Raw genomic sequence first — 15,958 nt, 5'->3', positions numbered from 1 at the left:
CAAAAACCGCAGCCCCGCGAAATGCCCAGGCCTCAGCCCGGCAGGGTCACCCGTGCCAGAAACCCGTCTGTCCGCCCGGGACAGGGCGACATCGCCGCGAGGTGCCCGCCTGCCTGTGCGGCGATCTGACCACAAATATGCAATCCAAGGCCGAAGCCATCGCTATTGCGGCGGTCAAAGCGGCGGGCCAGCGTCTCGGGCGCCGCGATCGCGGCCCCGCCATTGCAGACCTCCAGCACCGCGCCCACGGGGGTGGTCGGGCGGAGCCGCAGATCGATCACGCCGCCAGCCGGGCCATGCTGCAAGGCATTCTCCACCAGATTGCCCAACAGGATCGCATAGGCATCGGGATCGATCCGCGCAGGCACGGGCACAGGCGGCAGGTCGGTTGCGATACGGTCGGCCTGTGCACGGGGCACCACATCGCCCAAGACCAGCCGCGTCAGCATGGCCAGATCATGCGGTGCGGCCGATTGCCCGATCCCCGCATCGGCCCGGGCCAGTTGCAGCAGCCGCGCCACCAGCCGCCGCATCCGTTGCAAGGCGCGCTCCAATGCCTCGATCCGGGCGCGATGTGCGGGATCTTGCGCGTCATTTCGCAGCTGCTGCACCTGCGCCAAGGCAATCGCCACCGGATTGCGCAGCTCATGCGCGGCATTGGTGGCAAAGGCGCGCTCGGCCTCCAGCGCCTGCGACAGCCGCGCCATGAAGCCGTTCAGCGTGGCCGCGATGCGGGCCAGATCCTCGGGCCAGTCGCTGGCCTCCAGCGGGTCAAGACGGCTGCTGTCGCGGGCATCGATCTGCGCCCGCAACTGCCGCAGAGGGGCCAGTGCGCGCCGGGTGACCCAGCCGACCAGCAGCCATGTCAGCGGCAACAGCGCCAGCATCGGCACCAGAAACCCCAGCAGGCTTTCGCGAAACGCCTCGCGCCGCTCGGCCAGCGGTGCCGCCAGCTGCACCGCATGGCCCTGCGCATCGAAGCCGGTCAGAAAGATCCGGTAATCCGCGCTGCGCGAAAAGCCCTTGCGAGCACCGGGGGCCACATCCGGCAGCCGCACCTGCGCCGCAAGCGCCCCCTGCCGCAACACCGTGCCATCCGGCCCGATCAACCGATAGACCAGCGCCTCATCCAGTTTGGGCACCGCAGGCAAGACCGTCTCGGCGGCCCCCGCCCCCTCGGCCTGCGTCAAAAGCGGCAGAAGTATCTGTGCGGTTTCCGACAATTGCTGATCGAACAGCTCTTCCTGCTCCGATCCCATCACCGCGACCATCAGGGCAACGGCCATGGCCCAGACCAGCCCGAGAGCCAGCGTGGTGAACAGCGTGACCCGGCGGGACAGGCTGGCCCCGCGCAGAAGCCGCCGCCTCATACCTGCCCCATCCGGTAGCCGAAGCCGCGTTCGGTCACGATGGCACCGCGCCCCAGCTTGCTGCGCAAGCGGCTGATATGGGCCTCGATCGCATTGCTTTCGACCTCATCGCCAAAACCATAGAGCGTGTCTTCCATCTGCGCCCGCGTCACGGTGATATCCGGGCGGCGGCTCAGCCGTTCGATCAGCGCCCATTCCCGCAATGTCAGATGCACCGGCGCATCATCCAGCAACACCTTGCGCCGTTCTGGCAGGATGGTCAGGCGGCCAAAGCGCCGCGCCAGTTCGGCCGCGGCCGCCGCGCGGCGATGGATGGCCAGGATCCGGGCGTGCATCTCGTCCAGATCATAGGGTTTGACAAGGTAATCATCCGCCCCCGCCTCCAGCCCCGCGATGCGTTCGGTGATGCGGTCCCGCGCGGTCACGATCAGCACGGGAATGCGCTGCCCTGCGGCCCGCAACTGCCGCAAGAGGTCCAGCCCGTCGCCATCCGGCAGATGCAGATCCAGCAGGACCAGATCGTAATCGGTGCCCGCAAGGGCCGCGCGCGCATCCTCAAGCCGCAACGCCAGATCGACGGCATGGCCCGCGCCGCGCAGGCAAGCGGCAATGGCCTCCGCGAGATCGGGTTCATCCTCCACCGCAAGCAGGCGCATCTTTCCCCCGACTGTCCCCCGCCCCAGGCGGTCATCACGGATGAGGATGCCGCAGCTTTGCGGTGAAGGCCATATGCTGCGGGCTATTCCACCGCGATCTCGCCCTGAAGCCGGATCATCTTGAAGCGGGTCAGGCGAATTTCCATTTCCAGCTGCCAAAGGCCCGGCAGGGGCAAGAGCAGATCGTCGATCCGCCAGCCGCCAGTTGCAGGGTCATGGCTGGCGCTCCGGGTAAGGCGCTCCACCCCTTGATCGGGCTGCGACAGATGCAGCGTCACCGCCAAGGCCTCGATCGGTGCCATTTCGGCATCGGTCAGATCAATCTCGGCACGGGTTGGCCCCGACCGTCCGGGGTCAAGGCTCAGCATGGCCATTACCGGGTCGGCATGGAGATGGGCAAAGGCCGGGGCGGTGATCTGCTCAGCCGCCGCCAAGGCACGCGGTGGCGGGGTGAAACGCCAGCCTGCGGTCAGGCCAAGGATCACCAGCGACAGCAGCACTTCAGCCCCGATCACCCGGCGCATCCGGGCCACCGCTTCATCGTCGCCCGCCAGCACCGGCCCGGTCAACCGCCAGCGGTTCCAGCCCGCCAGTGCCAGCAAAAGTGCAATCAGCCCCAGCTTTGCCGCCAGAATCGCTCCATAGGCGCTTTGCCAATGCGCGGGCTTTGGCCCAAGCTGGATCATCGCCAGCGCGAGGCCTGAGCCAAACAGAAGCGTCAGCGCGACCGGGATCCGGGAGGAAAAGCGCCGCAAGCCTTCGCTTCGCCGCAAGGTGGCCGCCAGCGGGATCAGTGCCCCGATCCAGAACAAGAGGGCCAGCAGATGCAGGAACACCATGGGCCGGGTCAACCAGCGTGGCGTGGCCGCCCCGGCATGGCCGCTGATCGCAAAGGACAGTGCCAGCAGCACCATCGCGGCCCAGGCCAGCCCGCGCAGACGCCCTGAACCGAGCGCCAGAAGCCCGGCCAGCATAGCCAGCGCAATCGCAGGGCCGAAACTCGTCCCAGCCGCGGCAAGCCATGGCGCGGGTGAGACGAGGGCCGCAAAACCCAGGCCCAGGGCATCCAGCCCGTGTAACCCGAGATAGACAGGTGCCGCAACCAAACCTGCTATCGTCATCAGCCGCAGGGATCGATGCCCCCCCTTACCGCCGATCCAGGCCAGCGCCGCCGCACCGCCCACCCCGACTATCAGGCCCGCCACCATCACAAAGCGTGCCAACCAGATCGCGAGATAGAGCGTGCCATCATCCGCCTCAGGCGCGGTCGCCCCGGTGATCTCACCCACCGAAAAGACCATCGCGCCGGGGATCGGATGCCCGTCATCCGAGACCACCCGCCAGGACAGGACGTGACTGCCCTGCGTGATCCCCTCCAGCGGGATCACCAGTTCTGCCGCGCCGGGCACCTGGGCTGTCAGATCCTGCACCGCACCATTCGGCCCGATCAACCGGATCGACAGGGGACGCACCGCCTCGTTGAAGCGCAAGCGCAGCGCATCAGGGGCGGTTTGCAACAAGCTGCCATCGGCGGGGGTGACCGATTGCAGCACGGCATGGGCTTGCAGGGCCGGGGCCCAGAGGACAAGCAGCACGCCGACTAGGGCGGCAAGATGAAGGGTTCCGATGCGGAAAAGGCCGGAACGAAGAAGGCCAAGCATGGCAAGGGGTCTTTCCGAACTGGGCGCAAGATTTGCCTGCGCGCCGGGGTCAGACGCGCGTGGCCACAAGACATCGCCACGCGCGCCCCAGGATCAGTGGGCTTTGCCTTCGATCAACACCACGCCCGGCGCGGGCAGCTCGGCATTCTCATCACCGCTGGTGTCAATCCATGCCTCTTGCGCGCCCGCGCATTCCTGCACCACCGGGAAATAGAAGGTGGAGCCCACCGGCAGATCCCCCGCGAAAGAGCCACGGAAGGTGAATTCATCGTAGAATTCATTGGGCAGGTCGCCACCCGACCAGACGATCTCTTGCACACCTTCGGTGACTTCAGTGCCGTGCTTGTCATAGGCCTTGGCGTATTTGCCTTTCACGGTTTCCAGCACCCAGCCTGCCTTGGGCATCGGCTTCACGTTGAAAAAGCCCTCGGGGATCTGCACCCGCAGCGTCTGGGTGGCCAGATCGCCACAGCCATGCGGCACGCGCAGCACCGCCTTATAGGTTGCGCCGACCTTGGCCTCGGGTTGTTCCAGCGAAACATGTGCGAAGGCGGGTGCCGCGATGGCCGCGAAGGCCAGTGAAATCAGGGTATTACGGATCATGTTCTGTCTCTGTCTTAGGACCAGGTTCAGGCGGGCAGACAACGCTGCCACCGGCCTGACCCGGAATTGCGGTTCTGTTGAAATTTCCCCCCTGCGGCGGGCCGCATCGGGGGCACAAGTCAGCTTCGCAAAGGGGGGGCCCTTGCCTGATCCGGTCGCCAAAGACGAGCCGGCACCAAGACAGAGACCGACGTGACCAGCTGCACATCGCGGGCCATCGGCGCAAATTGCCCCAGGGCCAGCGGTGCCGGTGCCATGGCAAGGCCGGTCTTGCCGATCGCCTGCGCCGGACAGACCGGCACCTTTTGATCACCCGCCGCATCATCCTGCGCCAGCGTCACACAGATCGACCATGCGCCGGAAATATCGTGCCCCGCGCGTTCCAGATCGCGCAACAGGCCCGAGGTCTGATGCAGCGGCACCAGCAACGACAACATCCAGAGCGCCAGCACAGCCAAGGCCATGCCGGTCTCGCGGATGATCAGTCTGGCCGGATATGCGCGCAAGCTCGGGTCTCCTCCGATGCCGCTTATAGCCCGAAAATCGGGGCCGGCAACTTGTCAACACGTCGCATGGCGCAGGTCATTTGGTCGAGAGCTGCGCTTTGCATAACGGCGACCAGCGCGTCCGAACGCTTGGTTGCCGCCGATATCTTTGGCGTGCCCCTGGCAGGGGCGATGGCCATGATGCGGCTTGCCCCCATTTCGGCCCCATCGCGACCGGACCGCACCGGATCAGCCAATCACCAGACACCGCATCATCTGCGCATCGTGGTGCCCGATCCGCAGGCCAGATCGTGGCCCCCGGATCATTGCTGCACCGTCGGGCGCGGCTGGCCGATAACTGGGTCCCCGCATGGTCGTGCCCCGGATCCCCGGCGTCGGCGCCCGCAAGGCGCGCGACGGTCCGGCCTCAATGCAGGATCTGGCTGAGAAACTCGCGCGCCCGCGCGGTTTGCGGGGCTGCGAAAAAGTCATGCGGCGCGCCTTCTTCGACGATGCGTCCGCGATCCATGAACACCACGCGATCCGCCACCTGCCGGGCAAAGCCCATCTCATGCGTCACGCAGATCATGGTCATGCCCTCTTGCGCCAGTTCGACCATGGTATCGAGCACCTCTTTCACCATTTCCGGGTCAAGGGCGGAGGTCGGCTCGTCAAACAGCATGACCTTCGGGGCCATGCACAGCGCCCGGGCAATCGCCACCCGCTGCTGCTGGCCACCGGAAAGCTGGATCGGGTATTTATCGGCCTGTTCGCCGATATGCACCCGGTCAAGGAAGTGGCGCGCGCGCTCGATCGCCTCGGCCCGACGCTGCCCACGCACCCACATCGGCGCAAGGATGCAGTTCTCCACGATGGTCAGATGCGGAAAGAGGTTGAAATGCTGGAACACCATGCCGACCTCCCGGCGGATATGGCCCGCCGTCTTCTCATCATCGGTCAGCTCCATCCCGGTCACGGTGATGCGGCCTTCCTGATGCGCCTCAAGCCGATTGATGCAGCGGATCAGGGTGGATTTGCCTGACCCGGACGGACCACAGATCACCACCCGCTCACCCTGCCGGACCGTCAGGTTGATCTCGGCCAGTGCATGGTATTTGCCATACCATTTATGGACATTCTCAAGCTGGATTTCGGGTTGCACAGTCATGAATTTATCCCTCATTTCAGCACCAGCCAGCCGGACAGGATGATGATCCCCGCCCCCGCCAGCACATGGGCCTCGATCGGTGTGTTGAACAGCAAGAGGCCAAAGAGACAGGCCCAGATGATCTGCGTGTATTGAAAGGGTGCCACGATCGCCGCCGCCCCGCTGCGGCCGGCGCGGATCAGGAACAGGTGCCCCAGCACCATGCAGAGCGCGGCCATGGCGGCAAGGCCTGTCTGCATCAGCGTGATCGCAGCGAAGCCGCCCCCCGCCAGCATCAGCGCCAGCGCCATCAGATGCAGCACCGCCAGCAGCACAACGATCATCGCAGGCTCGGATTCCCCGACCCGGATACGTCGCAGCAGAACAATCGACAGTGCAAAAACCAGGGCCGAGCCCAGCGCCGCCGCATGGCCAAGGTTCAACGCCCGCGCCCCCGGCTGCAAGGCCACCAGCACCCCGCAAAAGCCCAGACCAATGCCCAGAAAGCCACGCGTCGAGACCCGCTCGCCCAGCAAGACAAGCCCCATCAGCGCGACAAGAATCGGCGTCAGAAAGGCCAGCATATAGGCCTCGGCCAGATCCAGCCGGGTGAAGGCGTAATAGATCAGCAGGGAATCCGTGGCGAGCAATCCGCCCCGCGCCAATGCAAGGCCGGGCTGGTGCGGGCGCAAGGCCCGCAGATCGCCCCAGACCGCCGTGAAACCAAGGGTCAGCAGCAGCGCGAAACCCGTCACCATCACCGTGGTTTGCGGCACCGACAGGCCCTGCGCCATCAGTTTCACGATGGCATCGGTTCCCGCGAAGGTGCCGAAGCCCGCCATGGCAAGCCCCGCCGTCTTCAGCTGTGGCGCGTGGACCCGCGTGTCAACGGACATTGAACCGACCAAAGCGCTTCTCGATCCGCGATTGCACCAGTTCCAGCCCGATGGACAGGACCCAATAGATCATCGAGGCGGTGATCAGCATCTCGATATGGCGAAACTCGGTCTGGCCCTGGGTCCGCGCCAGATACATCAGCTCCCAGACGCCGACGACGGAGACCAGCGACGAATCCTTCAGCATGGCGATGAATTGGTTGCCGGTCGGCGGGATGATGACCCGCATCGCCTGCGGCAGCACCACAAGGCCCATGGTCTGGGCGGGCGACAGGCCAAGCGCTGTTGCGCCCTCGCTTTGACCGCGCGGGATGCTTTCGATGCCCGCCCGGAAAATCTCGGTCATATAGGCACCATAGCACAGCGACAGCGCCAGGATGCCTGCCGGAATGGCGCTGATCACATAGCCGACCTGCGGCAGACCCAGATAGATGATATAGATCTGCATCAGAAGTGGCAGCCCGCGGAACAGCGAGGTGTAGAAGGTCGCAAGACCGTAGATCACGCCGTTCTTCGACAGTTTCGCGATCGCGCCCACCAGCGCGATCACCGTGGCGATGGCGATGGAGATGGCCGAAATGTAAAGCGTGGTCACCACGCCTTGCGAGATCATGAAGCCGATCTTCTTCGCGATGAAGCCGAGCGACAGGTCAAAGGAATAGAAGAACAGCATCAGCAGGATGAACAGCTCCAGCCAGACGCCGAAAATCTGCCAGCCCCGCGACAAAAGCCGCAGCGCCTTCCAGTTGGCATAGATCGCCAACGCAAGCAGCATGGCCGCCAGCAGACGCCCCAGCGCCGGGCTTTCGCTCAGCCAGCCCGCCAATGGCGGCACCATCTTGCCAAGCCAGGCGGAACTGATGCCCATGCCATATAGCGCCGCCGTCACCAGGGACAGGATCAACGCAAGACCCGCCCGCCGCACGGCATCGGGGTTGTTCAGAAGCAGGGACCGGATCATGATGCCACCTCTGCCGAGCCGCGTTCGCGCCACCAGTCCTGCGCCTGCAGCTTCCAGTAGGTCAGTTGTGCCGCGACAAGGCCCGCCGGACCGCCCGCCCAGACCAGACCGAAGGGCTTGAACAACCGCGCCCGGTCAGACTGGCCAAGGATCGCCTCGGCCACCACCTTGCCGCCAATGGCGGTGGTGTTCAGGCCATGGCCGCCAAAGGCTGTGCAATGCCAGACGCCCGGTGCCATCTCGCCGATCTGCGGCATCAGGTGACGGGCATAGGACATGAGGCCCGACCAGGCGAGTTCGGTCTTCAGCCCCTTCAATTGCGGATAGACGGTCAGCATCTCGTGGCGCAATTCACGCACCAACCCTTCGGTCGATGCCGCGCGGGTGGTGATGCGCCCGCCCCACAGGATGCGCTGCCCGCCATCAACCAGACGATAGTAATCGCCCGCCCGGCGATTGTCGCCCACGGCATGGCGGGTGGCAATCGCGGTGGCAATCAGATCCGGCGCAGGTTCCGACAGCATCACATAGGTGGCAATCGGCAGGAAAGCGCGCTGCATCTTTGGCACCAGCGCCCCGGTATAGCCGCCGGTGGTGATGACCGCACGCGCCGCACGCACCTCGCCACCCGGGGTGCGGATGATCTTCTCCGCCCCCTCCAGCACGGCGCCGGTTGCCGGGGTCATTTCATGGATGCGCCCGCCCAGTCGCTCGATCTCGGCGGCAAGGCCACGCAGATAGTTCAGCGGATGCATATGAAAGGCATTGGGATCGCGCAGCGCCTGGAAATAGCGGCGCGAATGCAGCAGTTCGCGCAGCTGCGGGGTTTCCAGATAATCCAGCCGATAGCCGAAATCGCGCTGCATCGCCGCGGCATGGGCGCGCAGGCTGGCCCCATCGCCGTCATGGCGCCGCACGCTCAGGATGCCCGGTTCGGGTGCGACACCCGCCATGCCAATCTCGGTGATCGCCTTGCGGATATAGTCCACGCCCTCGATGGACAGTTTGAACAGATCGCGCGCGGTCGCAGCCCCGGCAATCCGGGCGATCTGGTCATCGCCCGCCGCAAAGCCGGGGCTGACGAAACCGCCATTGCGCCCCGAAGCCCCAAAGCCCACGCTTTCCTGTTCCAGCACGATGACGGATTGCCCGCCCCGAACCAGCTCCAGCGCGGTGGTCAGCCCGGCAAGGCCCGCGCCCACGATGACGGTATCGCAATCTGCGCGGCCACTCAGCGCCGCACGCGCATGGGTATCGGCGATGCTGCGCCGATAATAGGTATCAGGATAGGCCATGATATGTCCGGAAAACCCGCAAACAGCGGTGACGGTGAAAGCAAACCGCCCCGATCCTTGCGGAACCGGGGCGGCACGGCACCCGATCAATCGGCGCTGTAATCCTTGCCATACCATTGGGTGGTCAGCGCCCCCAGCGTGCCATCGGCCTTCATCGCCTCGATGATCTCGCCAACCTTGGCCGTCCAATCCGGGTCGACCTTTTCGGCGATCACCACCAGCGGTTCGCGGAAGGCGTATTCGCCTTCGATGATCTTCACCGGATAGCCGTTTTTCACCGCATTCATCGCGGTCTGTTCCGGCGCGATCACTGCATCGACGCGCAGACCGTCGCCCAGACGCAGATCATCGAAGGGCAGCATGGAATCGGCATAGGTCATCACCTCGCCCGGCTCCAGCTTGTAGTCGATCGGCGGCAGGCCGGGGGCATCGATCTCCAGCCGGCGATTGATGAAGTCTTCCGAGGTGGTGGCGGTTTCCACCCCGATTTTCTTGCCGTTCAGGTCGGCCACGCCGGTGGCCGCGCTATCCTTGTGAACGACATAGACATAGGGGCTGTAATAGTAGATCCCGGCAAAATCGATGGCCTGCGCCCGCGCCTTGGTCGGCGTCACCGACCCCACACCGATATCGTAGCGCCCCGCCCAGCGACCGCCGGTCAGCGTCGCCCAATCCGGGGTCTCGAACCGCACCGCAACGCCCAGACGCTTGGCGATTTCGCGCGCAACATCGATGTCAAAGCCCACCAGTTCATTGGCGTCATTGAGGAAGGATTGCGGCGGCCAGCTTGCATTGGTTGCAACCACCATCTCCTTCTTGCCCATCACGCGGTCAAGCGTCTCGCCCGCAAAGGCGGCTTGGGTGGCTGCCAGCGCCAGCAGGCTCGCAAAAATGCCCGTTGCCAGTTTCTTCATGAATTCCTCCTGTTGGATGCGGGCCGATTCCGACCTCACGTTGTCAGACAACTTTTTTGATCATTTGAAGACGAGGCCGGAAATCCTGTCAAGCAAGGGATTGTGTCCTGACATTTCCGGCGTGTTCGATCAGGCCCGGCGGCAAACCGGGCCTGACCCATCAATAGGCGACGCGTTTGTAATAGCGCCGCGTGGTCAGCGGGTGGTCGCGCATCACCTCCAGATGCGCGCTCAGGCGTTCCATCAGCGTGGCCATGACTGCAGGTGACAGCAGTGCCCGCAATGTGGGCGACAGGTTGCGCGGACAGTAATCGGCGGTGTTGATGACGGTCAGCCGATCCGTGTAGCGGGCGGCGAATTGCGCAACGCGTTCGGCCAACGGATCGCAAGCATCCTCGCCGCGGAACAGGATCAAACTGACACCCGGCTCGATCAACTCCAGCGGACCATGGAAGAAGTCCGCGGCGTGCACCGGGCGGGTGCGGATCCACTGCATCTCTTCAAGGATGCAGGTCGCGTAATACAGCGCCTGGGGCCACATGTTTCCGGCACCACAGAACATATGGTAATCCGAACCGGCGATAATCCTGGCAAATGCTTCGGCCTGCGGCTCGAAGGTGGCTTTTGCGGCCAGCAATGCGGACGGAACGGCCGCCATCTCGCCAACTAACTGATCATAATCAGCAATCTCTCTTCTCGCTTTCATGACAGAAAGCGCAACCAGCAGCGACTGGATGTAGAAGGATTCCGAGGATGTGTCATCGGCTGCCGCATTCACCAGCGCGGGGGTGCCGCCCTGCCCCAGCGGCGTGTCGATATCGCCAACCAGCGTGATCACGGTCGCGCCGACCTCTTGCAGACGCGCCAGCATCGCCACGCTTTCCTTGGTGGTGCCCGAAAGCGAGGGCATGACGACGATGGATTTCGCAGTCAGATGCGTCGATCCGGTCAGGATCAGTTCTGCTGGGTAATCCTTGTAAACCGCAAAGCCGGAGCGGCGTTGCAGCAATTGCACCGCCGGTTCCATCAGATAGGCGACGCCGCCGGTGCCAAGGAAGAACAGATTGGTCGCGCCCGCGCGGATCGCTGCGGAAATCGCCTGATCGATCCGCGGGGCCAGACCGACCGCCCCCTGCTGGATGGCCAGAAACCGGGCTTCGTCTAGGTTGAACATAAAGGGTCCTTTTGGTTCCCCACCCGGTTTCGGGCAGGTCGGATCGACCGTCACGACACCCGCCAGGCCCCAGGCACGCCCCAGACTTGGGCAAGGTTTTGTCAGGGTGGACGGCTGAATCATCTTGTTTGACAAGTAAATGAAAATGGAACGACCCATCTGTCAACTACAATTCTGCACCCTTCGCGAAATGCATATATCGCCTTGAACTATTTATATATATTGACCTAAACACATGATGCATTCCTTGAGTTTTTGTCAGACACCCCATTCGTTGAACCGTTGATCAAACGCCATCCCTCCCGCCAGCCCCCCTGCAGTCACGACCGAGCCCCCGGATTACAGGCTGGCCAGCAGGCGAAATTCACCGCAGATTGGGCGATGATCGCCGACGCCCAGCCAGGAGACGACCATGGAAAAGCCGAAGGAAAGCAGCGTGGAACGGTTGCGCAGCGGCATTCTGGATCTGATCCGCGATCTGGATCTGTCCTTTGGGGACAAGCTGCCCACCGAAAAGGAGCTGTCGGAACGCTTTCAGGTCTCGCGCCCGACGCTGCGCGAGGCACTGAAACTTCTGGAACAGGAAGCGGTGATCGATGTGCATCAGGGCAAGGGCCGCTTTCTGGCAGCGGGGGCCCTTCTCAGCATCGCGCGGCCGATCACCAAATTCGAAAGCGTGTCACAAATGGTGGCAAGCCACGGATATAGCGCGCAAACCAGGTTGCTGGGCTTTGCGACCGTGCCCGCCGATCCGGACATTGCCGCACGACTGTCGGTGCCGCCGGGCAGCCCGCTGATCCGGGTAGAGCGGCTGCGCCACAGCAACGGCCAGCCGCTTGTCTATTCGCTGGACTGGCTGCCGAAGGCCCTGTTCGATGCAGATCCCGCCACAACGCCGGACTGGAGCGGCTCCATCGTGGCGCTTTTGGCGGGAATCGAGCGCGGGCCGGTGGCTTCCACCGCCAATGTCCGCGCCACCCTGTTGCCTCAGGAAGTCAGCACGCTGCACGGGCTGGACGGCTTTGGCCCCGCCCTGCTGATCGAGGAAATCTGCTATGCAAGCGATGGCACGCGGGTGATCTATGCGATGGATTACCATCGCGGATCGGCGTTTTCCTTCAGCTTCGTGCGCAAGTAGCACAAGGCTTGTCAGACAAACTTAACCCGCGGCGGCGATCACATCGGCATACTTTGCCAGAAGCCATGCGGGGATCGGGCGCAGAACTTGCCGAAATCCGCCCTCATGCTGGCAGGTCACGGCAGCTGCCTCTGTTGCGCGCTGCAATGCAGCCTCGGGCGGCAATTGATCCACCACCATCGCAGCCAGGAATGCCGCGATGAAACTGTCGCCCGCACCACAGGTATCGACCACGGCAATCGCCCGCGCCGGCATGTGCAGGATCGGACCGCCATCGCTGTAAAACGCCCCCCGTCGGCCGCAGGTCAGCAGAATCCGCCGCCCCCCAAGGCTGCGCAGATGATCGAAAACCGGGGCCACCGGATCATCTTCCAGTTCGGGGCCAGAGGCAAAGACAAACGGCACACCCTGCAAGTCCGTCCCGTCATGCCGGGTGGACAGATCAAGGCTGAACCGCGCACCCGCCTCGACCAGACGGCGGACAAGCCCTGCATCGGTATTCGTTCCCAGATGCAACCAATCCGCGGCAACCATTGCTGAAAATCGTGGAGGATCGGGCAGATAGCCCAGGCCGAGACCCAGATCCTCCAGCACGAAATGCCGATCCCCGTCATGATCGCGCAGCAGCGTCACCGCCGTGGAACCCGGCAGAGATGCGCAATCCGCAGGGTTCAATCCGGCAGCGGCAAGCGCGGCCAAGATCATCTCGCCTTCCAGATCATCGCCAACCACGCCGAAATAGCGCGCCGAAAAGCCCTGCAGGCCCCAATGCGCCGCAACATTGAGCGCATTGCCGCCGACCGCCATCCGGCCCTTCGTCAGATAGACATCCAGGCAATTGTCGCCCATGGCGATCAGGTGCAGCGCGCTTTTGTCAGCCATGCGACCGTCCCTTTCGACATTGCAGATTGGATAGACCGATTGCGGCACGAAACGTCGGATACAGAAGATGAATTCGATCAGCGCAGTTGTGCATGGCGTGGATTGCACTGGCAAGGGACATATGGCGCGCCCGTCACAGCCGCCACATCGGGCCGTGCATGTCAGGTTTTCCCCGCAGGGCGTCGCATCTGCACCCTTTTGCCCCGGCTTTGCGCGTAGCCTAAGCGGGCCTGACGCGATGCAGGCAGTTTGATCTGGGCCAAAGGGCGAGGAGGCCCGCGCGCCCGCCGCAAGGGAGGAGCGGATCATGAGCACCAACAGAGGCGTCGTCTATATTGGCCCCGGCAAGGTCGAGGTTCAGGATATCCCCGATGCCAAGCTGGAGGCCCCCGATGGCCGCCGGATTGAACACGGGGTGATCCTCAAGGTCATTTCCACCAATATCTGCGGCTCTGACCAGCATATGGTGCGCGGGCGCACCACCGCCGAGGCCGGGCTGATCCTTGGCCATGAGATCACTGGCGAAGTGATCGAAAAGGGCGCAGATGTCGAGATGTTGCAGATCGGCGATATCGTCTCGGTGCCGTTCAACGTGGCCTGCGGGCGTTGCCGTTGCTGCCGTTCGGGCGATACCGGCGTCTGTCTGACGGTAAACCCGGCGCGGGCCGGTGGTGCCTATGGCTATGTCGATATGGGCGGCTGGATCGGCGGGCAGGCGCGCTATGTCACCATTCCCTATGCCGATTTCAACCTGCTGAAATTCCCCGATCGCGATCGCGCCATGTCGAAAATCCGCGATCTGACCATGCTGTCGGACATTCTGCCGACCGGCTTCCACGGTGCCTACAAGGCAGGCGTCGGCGTGGGTTCGGTGGTTTATGTTGCAGGCGCGGGCCCGGTTGGTCTGGCGGCGGCGGCCTCGGCTCGCATTCTTGGTGCCGCCGTGGTCATGGTTGGCGATTTCAACAAGGAACGTCTGGCCCATGCCGCGAAGGTCGGGTTCGAGCCGGTCGATCTGTCGAAATCCGACCGCCTGGGCGACATGATTGCCGAGATCACCGGCAGCCCCGAGGTCGATGCGGCCATCGACGCGGTGGGCTTTGAGGCGCGCGGCCATTCCGGCGGCGAACAGCCCGCCATCGTGCTGAACCAGATGATGGAGATCACCCGCGCCGCCGGCAATATCGGCATTCCGGGCCTTTATGTCACCGCCGATCCGGGTGCTGTGGATGCCGCCGCCAAGGAAGGCAGCCTGTCGATGCGTTTCGGTCTGGGCTGGGCCAAGGCGCAAAGCTTCCATACCGGACAAACCCCGGTGCTGAAGTATAACCGTCAGCTGATGCAGGCCATCCTGCATGACCGTCTGCCGATCGCCGATATCGTCAATGCCACGATCATCCCGCTGGATGAGGCGGTGCAGGGCTATGAAAGCTTCGATCAGGGTGTCGCGAAGAAATTCGTGCTTGATCCGCATGGCGGGCTGGCCGCCTGAGATCGCCCCCCTGTCAAAACCCAAGCCGGGGCCGCATTGCGGCCCCGGTGCATTTGGCCCCACCGATGCGTGGGGGTCAGGGACCGATAAAGGTCCAGTCGACCAGCACCGTTTCCGGCTTGCAATAATAGCGTAGCATCTCGGTCTCGCCCGCCTCGCTCTGGAACGCGTCCTGACTGTCAAAGACATGCAGCTGCGCCGAGCGGATCGGGCTGCCAAAGGCCCCGGCAATGTAGAAGGCGTAAAAATACCCTTCGTGTTCCAGAGCCATGCCCAGCGTCTCGCCCGCAAAATTCTGGGTGCCGCGATAATATTTCATCGAGAACCACGGCGCGTCGGTGGTGAAATACAGCTCTGACGGGGCCGCCCCATCGGCAAAATTATAGCTGTAGAAATCCGGCACCCCGTCTTGCGGGGCGGGACCCTGACAGAACTCCACCCGCCTTTCGCTGTCACGCAGGGTGCAGGCAAACATGGTCGAGGCAGGCGGCACACAATTGGCCGCAGCCATGCCTGCGTCAGCCACGACCAGGGCCACCGCGACGCCCATCTCTTTCAACATCACCTTTCCCCGCTCAACCCGGCCCGAACCTGTCATGATCCATCTCGATACTGTTCGGGTCGCAGACCCTGCGCGCGATCGGCGCGGCGGCATCATCCTGCATCTGCGCCTCGCTGGCATAGACTTCCAGAACTGCCGGGTTGGGCGAGGGCGTCCCCTCGGAGGACCGGAACATCAGGCGTTCATCCACCAGAATGCCATACCATGTGCCCTTGTTGGAGGCGGCGGTGCCATAGCCTAGGCCGTTGATGCCGCGCACCTGTTCCCGAAAGAAACTGGTCCATTCGCTGGTCTCGAACTCCAGTTCTGCCTCGCCCGCGGTGCGGTAGCTGTAGCGCAGGGCCGATGTCTGGCCCAGTCCGTCACGGCGGCACAGCTCCACCTCGGCATTGCGCTCGGGAAAGCTGCAAGCAAACAACAGCGCGAACCCTTCGTCGCAATCGGCCATGGCGGGTGCGGCCATCATGGCAAGACAAAGGGTTAGACCGGCTGCAGCGACGCGCATCTCAATGCTCCTCGGACGGGGAAACCCGCCGGTCAAGGAATCGCAAAATGCGCAGACGGTGTAAAGGCTTGGGCGACCTGCCCGGCAAGAGATCGCGGATTGTCACCCATGCAGGGCGCAGCGCCCACGCGCAGTAGATCATTCCACGATCTGGCTCGGATCGCGATCCAGACGCCGCATGGTCTGGACCATCCGCCACGCATGTCCTGCGGCCTGT

16 protein-coding genes are annotated in these 15,958 nt (G+C 63.8%); 2 read left to right on the top strand and 14 right to left on the bottom strand.

What is annotated here, in order from left to right:
- Nucleotides 1–32: 32 nt before the first annotated feature.
- The 11 genes from GBJ34_RS06305 to GBJ34_RS06255 all read right to left on the bottom strand — a co-directional run bounded on the left by GBJ34_RS06305 (nt 33) and on the right by GBJ34_RS06255 (nt 11,162).
- Nucleotides 33–1,370, bottom strand: a complete 1,338-nt coding sequence (locus GBJ34_RS06305; RefSeq protein ID WP_151718425.1) for a sensor histidine kinase — start codon at nt 1,368–1,370, stop codon at nt 33–35.
- The gene (locus tag GBJ34_RS06300) at nt 1,367–2,026 is read right to left on the bottom strand and encodes a response regulator (RefSeq protein ID WP_151718424.1); all 660 of its coding nucleotides are present in this window, start codon (nt 2,024–2,026) and stop codon (nt 1,367–1,369) included. The genes GBJ34_RS06305 and GBJ34_RS06300 overlap by 4 nt, the downstream gene beginning before the upstream one ends.
- 83 nt (nt 2,027–2,109) lie before the next feature.
- Nucleotides 2,110–3,687 carry a copper resistance CopC/CopD family protein gene (locus GBJ34_RS06295; protein WP_151718423.1) on the bottom strand — a complete coding sequence of 526 codons (1,578 nt, stop codon included), beginning with the start codon at nt 3,685–3,687 and terminating at the stop codon, nt 2,110–2,112.
- A gap of 93 nt (nt 3,688–3,780) precedes the next feature.
- Nucleotides 3,781–4,290: a YcnI family copper-binding membrane protein gene (locus GBJ34_RS06290; RefSeq protein WP_151718422.1), complete on the bottom strand. Its 510-nt coding sequence runs from the start codon at nt 4,288–4,290 to the stop codon at nt 3,781–3,783.
- Between the two features lie 119 nt (nt 4,291–4,409).
- The gene (locus tag GBJ34_RS06285; protein WP_151718421.1) at nt 4,410–4,796 is read right to left on the bottom strand and encodes a hypothetical protein; all 387 of its coding nucleotides are present in this window, start codon (nt 4,794–4,796) and stop codon (nt 4,410–4,412) included.
- A gap of 406 nt (nt 4,797–5,202) precedes the next feature.
- On the bottom strand, nt 5,203–5,943 hold the full coding sequence (locus GBJ34_RS06280) for an amino acid ABC transporter ATP-binding protein (RefSeq protein ID WP_226341068.1): 741 nt from the start codon (nt 5,941–5,943) through the stop codon (nt 5,203–5,205).
- 11 nt (nt 5,944–5,954) lie between these two features.
- Complete coding sequence (locus GBJ34_RS06275; protein ID WP_151718419.1) at nt 5,955–6,818, bottom strand: DMT family transporter; 864 nt, start codon at nt 6,816–6,818, stop codon at nt 5,955–5,957.
- Entirely contained in the window at nt 6,808–7,779 is a 972-nt protein-coding gene (locus GBJ34_RS06270; RefSeq protein WP_151718418.1) for an amino acid ABC transporter permease, read from the bottom strand. Before GBJ34_RS06270 ends, GBJ34_RS06275 begins: the two co-directional genes overlap by 11 nt.
- Nucleotides 7,776–9,074 (bottom strand): NAD(P)/FAD-dependent oxidoreductase, encoded by a 1,299-nt coding sequence (locus tag GBJ34_RS06265; RefSeq protein WP_151718417.1) that lies wholly within the window; start codon nt 9,072–9,074, stop codon nt 7,776–7,778. The genes GBJ34_RS06270 and GBJ34_RS06265 overlap by 4 nt, the downstream gene beginning before the upstream one ends.
- Nucleotides 9,075–9,160: 86 nt before the next feature.
- Entirely contained in the window at nt 9,161–9,988 is an 828-nt protein-coding gene (locus tag GBJ34_RS06260; protein WP_151718416.1) for a transporter substrate-binding domain-containing protein, read from the bottom strand.
- A gap of 160 nt (nt 9,989–10,148) precedes the next feature.
- Nucleotides 10,149–11,162 carry an SIS domain-containing protein gene (locus tag GBJ34_RS06255; protein ID WP_151718415.1) on the bottom strand — a complete coding sequence of 338 codons (1,014 nt, stop codon included), beginning with the start codon at nt 11,160–11,162 and terminating at the stop codon, nt 10,149–10,151.
- Between the two features lie 412 nt (nt 11,163–11,574).
- Here GBJ34_RS06255 and GBJ34_RS06250 point away from each other — a divergent pair, with 412 nt between their 5' ends.
- On the top strand, nt 11,575–12,300 hold the full coding sequence (locus GBJ34_RS06250) for a GntR family transcriptional regulator (protein WP_151718414.1): 726 nt from the start codon (nt 11,575–11,577) through the stop codon (nt 12,298–12,300).
- A 21-nt stretch (nt 12,301–12,321) separates the two neighbouring features.
- Here GBJ34_RS06250 and GBJ34_RS06245 read toward each other — a convergent pair whose 3' ends face one another.
- A complete protein-coding gene (locus tag GBJ34_RS06245) occupies nt 12,322–13,182 on the bottom strand; it encodes a PfkB family carbohydrate kinase (RefSeq protein ID WP_151718413.1) in 861 nt (286 codons plus the stop codon).
- 307 nt (nt 13,183–13,489) lie between these two features.
- On the opposite strand from GBJ34_RS06245, the gene fdhA reads away from it, so the two are divergent.
- Nucleotides 13,490–14,674 carry a formaldehyde dehydrogenase, glutathione-independent gene (gene fdhA, locus GBJ34_RS06240; RefSeq protein ID WP_151718412.1) on the top strand — a complete coding sequence of 395 codons (1,185 nt, stop codon included), beginning with the start codon at nt 13,490–13,492 and terminating at the stop codon, nt 14,672–14,674.
- 76 nt (nt 14,675–14,750) lie between these two features.
- Here the strand turns inward: fdhA and GBJ34_RS06235 are convergent, their stop codons facing one another.
- Complete coding sequence (locus tag GBJ34_RS06235; protein WP_151718411.1) at nt 14,751–15,236, bottom strand: hypothetical protein; 486 nt, start codon at nt 15,234–15,236, stop codon at nt 14,751–14,753.
- Between the two features lie 13 nt (nt 15,237–15,249).
- Nucleotides 15,250–15,741 carry a hypothetical protein gene (locus GBJ34_RS06230; protein ID WP_151718410.1) on the bottom strand — a complete coding sequence of 164 codons (492 nt, stop codon included), beginning with the start codon at nt 15,739–15,741 and terminating at the stop codon, nt 15,250–15,252.
- Nucleotides 15,742–15,958: the final 217 nt, after the last annotated feature.

This window comes from Gemmobacter serpentinus, from assembly GCF_008973825.1.
GTDB lineage: Bacteria > Pseudomonadota > Alphaproteobacteria > Rhodobacterales > Rhodobacteraceae > Gemmobacter > Gemmobacter serpentinus.
This window is presented reverse-complemented; position numbering and strand designations above follow the sequence as displayed.

Coding starts and splice junctions, on each gene's coding strand:
- GBJ34_RS06295 (WP_151718423.1), bottom strand. CDS start 3,687: ATGCTTGGCCTTCTTCGTTCCGGCCTTTTCCGCATCGGAACCCTTCAT.
- GBJ34_RS06250 (WP_151718414.1), top strand. CDS start 11,575: ATGGAAAAGCCGAAGGAAAGCAGCGTGGAACGGTTGCGCAGCGGCATT.
- GBJ34_RS06235 (WP_151718411.1), bottom strand. CDS start 15,236: ATGTTGAAAGAGATGGGCGTCGCGGTGGCCCTGGTCGTGGCTGACGCA.
- GBJ34_RS06270 (WP_151718418.1), bottom strand. CDS start 7,779: ATGATCCGGTCCCTGCTTCTGAACAACCCCGATGCCGTGCGGCGGGCG.
- GBJ34_RS06265 (WP_151718417.1), bottom strand. CDS start 9,074: ATGGCCTATCCTGATACCTATTATCGGCGCAGCATCGCCGATACCCAT.
- GBJ34_RS06290 (WP_151718422.1), bottom strand. CDS start 4,290: ATGATCCGTAATACCCTGATTTCACTGGCCTTCGCGGCCATCGCGGCA.
- GBJ34_RS06305 (WP_151718425.1), bottom strand. CDS start 1,370: ATGAGGCGGCGGCTTCTGCGCGGGGCCAGCCTGTCCCGCCGGGTCACG.
- GBJ34_RS06230 (WP_151718410.1), bottom strand. CDS start 15,741: ATGCGCGTCGCTGCAGCCGGTCTAACCCTTTGTCTTGCCATGATGGCC.
- GBJ34_RS06245 (WP_151718413.1), bottom strand. CDS start 13,182: ATGGCTGACAAAAGCGCGCTGCACCTGATCGCCATGGGCGACAATTGC.
- GBJ34_RS06275 (WP_151718419.1), bottom strand. CDS start 6,818: ATGTCCGTTGACACGCGGGTCCACGCGCCACAGCTGAAGACGGCGGGG.
- GBJ34_RS06260 (WP_151718416.1), bottom strand. CDS start 9,988: ATGAAGAAACTGGCAACGGGCATTTTTGCGAGCCTGCTGGCGCTGGCA.
- GBJ34_RS06280 (WP_226341068.1), bottom strand. CDS start 5,943: ATGACTGTGCAACCCGAAATCCAGCTTGAGAATGTCCATAAATGGTAT.
- GBJ34_RS06255 (WP_151718415.1), bottom strand. CDS start 11,162: ATGTTCAACCTAGACGAAGCCCGGTTTCTGGCCATCCAGCAGGGGGCG.
- GBJ34_RS06300 (WP_151718424.1), bottom strand. CDS start 2,026: ATGCGCCTGCTTGCGGTGGAGGATGAACCCGATCTCGCGGAGGCCATT.
- fdhA (WP_151718412.1), top strand. CDS start 13,490: ATGAGCACCAACAGAGGCGTCGTCTATATTGGCCCCGGCAAGGTCGAG.